The 5682-nt window shown below is 53.8% G+C and carries 3 rRNA genes; all 3 read left to right on the top strand.

Annotation, left to right across the window (positions count from 1 at the left end):
* Nucleotides 1-287 precede the first annotated feature (287 nt).
* The 3 genes from ITJ66_RS19615 to rrf all read left to right on the top strand — a co-directional run bounded on the left by ITJ66_RS19615 (nt 288) and on the right by rrf (nt 5631).
* Nucleotides 288-1808 (top strand): 16S ribosomal RNA (locus tag ITJ66_RS19615).
* Nucleotides 1809-2260: 452 nt separating this feature from the next.
* Nucleotides 2261-5378: ribosomal RNA gene (locus ITJ66_RS19610) — 23S ribosomal RNA — on the top strand.
* A 136-nt stretch (nt 5379-5514) separates the two neighbouring features.
* Nucleotides 5515-5631: ribosomal RNA gene (gene rrf, locus ITJ66_RS19605) — 5S ribosomal RNA — on the top strand.
* The 16S, 23S and 5S rRNA genes sit together here, the layout of an rRNA operon.
* The last annotated feature ends 51 nt before the right edge of the window (nt 5632-5682 follow it).

Here is a 5682-nt window from a genome sequence, read left to right as displayed (position 1 = left end):
TAGAGAAGTTGCCCTGCAGGGCGGTCGTGATGGCCAAAGGCAGGAGCATCCGATCCTTGAGAACTCAACAGCGTGCACAATGTCAAATGCCAAAAACCTCGTGCAATTGATGCCTTCCTTTTCGGTTGGTTGATGTTGTAAGAGATTCCTTTGGAAAACATTTAAACAAAACAAAGCAAGTCAGTAATGATTTGTTCTGTCAGTTTCAAACTTGCATCGTGTTCACCTATTCCGGTGGCATGGTGCGCGAAATGTGCCGGCTGCTTCGGTGGTCGTGCAATTCAACATTTACGGAGAGTTTGATCCTGGCTCAGGACGAACGCTGGCGGCGTGCTTAACACATGCAAGTCGAACGATGAAGCCCAGCTTGCTGGGTGGATTAGTGGCGAACGGGTGAGTAACACGTGAGTAACCTGCCCTTGACTCTGGGATAAGCGTTGGAAACGACGTCTAATACCGGATACGAGCTTCCACCGCATGGTGAGTTGCTGGAAAGAATTTTGGTCAAGGATGGACTCGCGGCCTATCAGCTTGTTGGTGAGGTAACGGCTCACCAAGGCGACGACGGGTAGCCGGCCTGAGAGGGTGACCGGCCACACTGGGACTGAGACACGGCCCAGACTCCTACGGGAGGCAGCAGTGGGGAATATTGCACAATGGGCGAAAGCCTGATGCAGCAACGCCGCGTGAGGGACGACGGCCTTCGGGTTGTAAACCTCTTTTAGCAGGGAAGAAGCGAAAGTGACGGTACCTGCAGAAAAAGCACCGGCTAACTACGTGCCAGCAGCCGCGGTAATACGTAGGGTGCAAGCGTTGTCCGGAATTATTGGGCGTAAAGAGCTCGTAGGCGGTTTGTCGCGTCTGCTGTGAAATCCCGAGGCTCAACCTCGGGTCTGCAGTGGGTACGGGCAGACTAGAGTGCGGTAGGGGAGATTGGAATTCCTGGTGTAGCGGTGGAATGCGCAGATATCAGGAGGAACACCGATGGCGAAGGCAGATCTCTGGGCCGCTACTGACGCTGAGGAGCGAAAGGGTGGGGAGCAAACAGGCTTAGATACCCTGGTAGTCCACCCCGTAAACGTTGGGCGCTAGATGTGGGGACCATTCCACGGTTTCCGTGTCGTAGCTAACGCATTAAGCGCCCCGCCTGGGGAGTACGGCCGCAAGGCTAAAACTCAAAGGAATTGACGGGGGCCCGCACAAGCGGCGGAGCATGCGGATTAATTCGATGCAACGCGAAGAACCTTACCAAGGCTTGACATATACGAGAACGGGCCAGAAATGGTCAACTCTTTGGACACTCGTAAACAGGTGGTGCATGGTTGTCGTCAGCTCGTGTCGTGAGATGTTGGGTTAAGTCCCGCAACGAGCGCAACCCTCGTTCTATGTTGCCAGCACGTAATGGTGGGAACTCATGGGATACTGCCGGGGTCAACTCGGAGGAAGGTGGGGACGACGTCAAATCATCATGCCCCTTATGTCTTGGGCTTCACGCATGCTACAATGGCCAGTACAAAGGGCTGCAATACCGTAAGGTGGAGCGAATCCCAAAAAGCTGGTCCCAGTTCGGATTGAGGTCTGCAACTCGACCTCATGAAGTCGGAGTCGCTAGTAATCGCAGATCAGCAACGCTGCGGTGAATACGTTCCCGGGCCTTGTACACACCGCCCGTCAAGTCATGAAAGTCGGTAACACCCGAAGCCAGTGGCCTAACCGCAAGGATGGAGCTGTCTAAGGTGGGATCGGTAATTAGGACTAAGTCGTAACAAGGTAGCCGTACCGGAAGGTGCGGCTGGATCACCTCCTTTCTAAGGAGCATGTGCAACGCTCGTCTGTATACAGCGAGGTTTACGTTGCCAAGTCACACTGAGACGAATGTTCTCGGGTGGCGCTCATGGGTGGAACATTGACATTGATGTAGACGTGAGAGTCTGCCAGCAAGTACGTCTTCTTCGGGGGATTGGAACGGTGGCCGGCTGGAGGGTTTGCATATGCACGCTGTTGGGTCCTGAGGGACCGGATCTTCTCCGCTTCGGTGGAGGAAGGACGAACCTCAGGGCCTCTTTTGCTTGACATCAATGGTCAAGGAGAGAGGTACCGCCCGTACTTTGAGAACTACACAGTGGACGCGAGCATCTTAGATTCATGACCTTTCGGGGTTGTGGATCACAAAGATCAAAACATGCTTCTTCGGAAGTGATGTTGATCATTGGTCAATCTGCATCAGGTAACTGGTGCCGATCGATTCAAACTCATGTGATTTCAAATTTCTAAGAGCAAACGGTGGATGCCTTGGCATCTGGAGCCGAAGAAGGACGTAGTAATCTGCGATAAGCCTCGGGGAGCTGATAAACGAGCTGTGATCCGAGGATTTCCGAATGGGGAAACCCCGCCAGGCCCCTTGTGGTGATCTGGTGACTCCCGCCTGAATATATAGGGCGGGTAGAGGGAACGGGGGGAAGTGAAACATCTCAGTACCCCCAGGAAGAGAAAACAACAGTGATTCCGTCAGTAGTGGCGAGCGAAATCGGAAGAGGCTAAACCGGGCATGTGTGATAGCTATCAGGCGTTGCATGTCCGGGGTTGTGGGACTTCTCACTCCGAACTGATATTCGGGGAGCATTAGAACGTGGTATAGACGAATGGGATTGAAAGCCCAGCCAGAGACGGTGCCAGCCCGGTAGTCGAAATGCTGCAATCGTGCGAGGAGTATCCCAAGTAGCACGGGGCCCGAGAAATCCCGTGTGAATCTGTCAGGACCACCTGATAAGCCTAAATACTCCCAGATGACCGATAGCGGACAAGTACCGTGAGGGAAAGGTGAAAAGTACCCCGGGAGGGGAGTGAAATAGTACCTGAAACCGTTTGCTTACAAACCGTTGGAGCACCCTTGTTGGTGTGACAGCGTGCCTTTTGAAGAATGAGCCTGCGAGTTAGCGATATGTGGCGAGGTTAACCCGTGTGGGGTAGCCGTAGCGAAAGCGAGTCTGAATAGGGCGATTCAGTCGCATGTCCTAGACCCGAAGCGAAGTGATCTATCCATGGCCAGGTTGAAGCGACGGTAAGACGTCGTGGAGGACCGAACCCACTTAGGTTGAAAACTGAGGGGATGAGCTGTGGATAGGGGTGAAAGGCCAATCAAACTTCGTGATAGCTGGTTCTCTCCGAAATGCATTTAGGTGCAGCGTTGCGTGTTTCTTGCCGGAGGTAGAGCTACTGGATGGCCGATGGGGCCCAAAAGCTTACTGACGTCAGCCAAACTCCGAATGCCGGTAAGTGAGAGCGCAGCAGTGAGACGGTGGGGGATAAGCTTCATCGTCGAGAGGGAAACAACCCAGACCACCAACTAAGGTCCCAAAGCGCGTGCTAAGTGGGAAAGGATGTGGAGTTGCACAGACAACCAGGAGGTTGGCTTAGAAGCAGCCACCCTTGAAAGAGTGCGTAATAGCTCACTGGTCAAGTGATTCCGCGCCGACAATGTAACGGGGCTCAAGCACGCCACCGAAGTTGTGGCATTGATATTTTTGGTAGGCCTTCGTGGTCCAGCCGTATTGATGGGTAGGAGAGCGTCGTGTGGCGAGTGAAGCGGCGGTGTAAACCAGCCGTGGACGCTACACGAGTGAGAATGCAGGCATGAGTAGCGAAAGACATGTGAGAAACATGTCCTCCGAAAGACCAAGGGTTCCAGGGTCAAGCTAATCTTCCCTGGGTAAGTCGGGACCTAAGGCGAGGCCGACAGGCGTAGTCGATGGACAACGGGTTGATATTCCCGTACCCGCGAAGAACCGCCCAAGATAATCCAGTGGTGCTAAGAGTCCTAACCCGGACGACTGATTCCCTTCGGGGATGATGGGTCCGGTCTAACGCTCGACCCCATGCTGGTGCGTTTAGCGTATTAACAGGTGTGACGCAGGAAGGTAGCCTATGCCGGGCGATGGTTGTCCCGGTGTAAGTGCGTAGGCTGAGAGATAGGCAAATCCGTCTCTCGTGAAGGCTGAGACACGATACGGACCCGTAAGGGATAGTAGGTGATCCTATGCTGCCAAGAAAAGCATCGACGCGAGGTTCTAGTGGCCCGTACCCCAAACCGACTCAGGTGGTCAGGTAGAGAATACTAAGGAGATCGAGAGAATCGTGGTTAAGGAACTCGGCAAAATGCCCCCGTAACTTCGGGAGAAGGGGGGCCTGAGGCGTATTAGGACTTGCTCCGAAAGCGTTTGAAGGCCGCAGAGACCAGTGGGAAGCGACTGTTTACTAAAAACACAGGTCCGTGCCAAGTCGCAAGACGATGTATACGGACTGACGCCTGCCCGGTGCTGGAAGGTTAAGAGGAACGGTTAGCCGCAAGGCGAAGCTGAGAATTTAAGCCCCAGTAAACGGCGGTGGTAACTATAACCATCCTAAGGTAGCGAAATTCCTTGTCGGGTAAGTTCCGACCTGCACGAATGGCGTAACGACTTCCCAGCTGTCTCAACCGCGAACTCGGCGAAATTGCATTACGAGTAAAGATGCTCGTTACGCGCAGCAGGACGGAAAGACCCCGTGACCTTTACTACAGCTTGGTATTGGTGTTCGGTGTGGCTTGTGTAGGATAGGTGGGAGACTTTGAAGCTTGGACGCTAGTTCAGGTGGAGTCATTGTTGAAATACCACTCTGGTCACTCTGGATATCTAACTTCGAACCGTAATCCGGTTCAGGGACAGTGCCTGGTGGGTAGTTTAACTGGGGCGGTTGCCTCCCAAAAAGTAACGGAGGCGCCCAAAGGTTCCCTCAACCTGGTTGGCAATCAGGTGTCGAGTGTAAGTGCACAAGGGAGCTTGACTGTGAGACTGACAAGTCGAGCAGGGACGAAAGTCGGGACTAGTGATCCGGCAGTGGCTTGTGGAAGCGCTGTCGCTCAACGGATAAAAGGTACCTCGGGGATAACAGGCTGATCTTGCCCAAGAGTCCATATCGACGGCATGGTTTGGCACCTCGATGTCGGCTCGTCGCATCCTGGGGCTGGAGTAGGTCCCAAGGGTTGGGCTGTTCGCCCATTAAAGCGGTACGCGAGCTGGGTTTAGAACGTCGTGAGACAGTTCGGTCCCTATCCGCTGCGCGCGCAGGAAATTTGAAAGGATCTGACCCTAGTACGAGAGGACCGGGTTGGACGAACCTCTGGTGTGTCAGTTGTTCCGCCAGGAGCACCGCTGATTAGCTACGTTCGGGATGGATAACCGCTGAAAGCATCTAAGCGGGAAGCCGGCCTTAAGATGAGATTTCCATGCCTTCGGGCGAGAGGCTCCCAGCCAGACTACTGGGTTGATAGGCCGGATGTGGAAGAGAGGACGAAAGACTCTCGGAGCTGACCGGTACTAATAAGCCGATAATTTGATAACACTTTCTTTGTTTGAATACGAAGATGCTACGCGTCCACTGAGTGGTTCTCGATGTACGGTCGAGAACCCGCAGACAACACCACTGTGTTCGCACAGCGTGTTGGTTTGCTTGTTCACTTTGATACATCAATAGTGTTTCGGCGGCCATAGCGAGAGGGAAACGCCCGGTCACATTCCGAACCCGGAAGCTAAGACTCTTTGCGCCGATGGTACTGCAGGGGGGACCCTGTGGGAGAGTAGGACACCGCCGGACTTCTTCGTTGAAATGGCCACCCAAGGTTCTTGGGTGGCCATTTTGCGTTAA

The organism is Plantibacter sp. VKM Ac-2885 (genome assembly GCF_015351205.1).
GTDB lineage: Bacteria > Actinomycetota > Actinomycetes > Actinomycetales > Microbacteriaceae > Plantibacter > Plantibacter auratus.
Note: the sequence above shows the minus strand (reverse complement) of the source record. Positions and strands in the feature narration are given on the sequence as shown.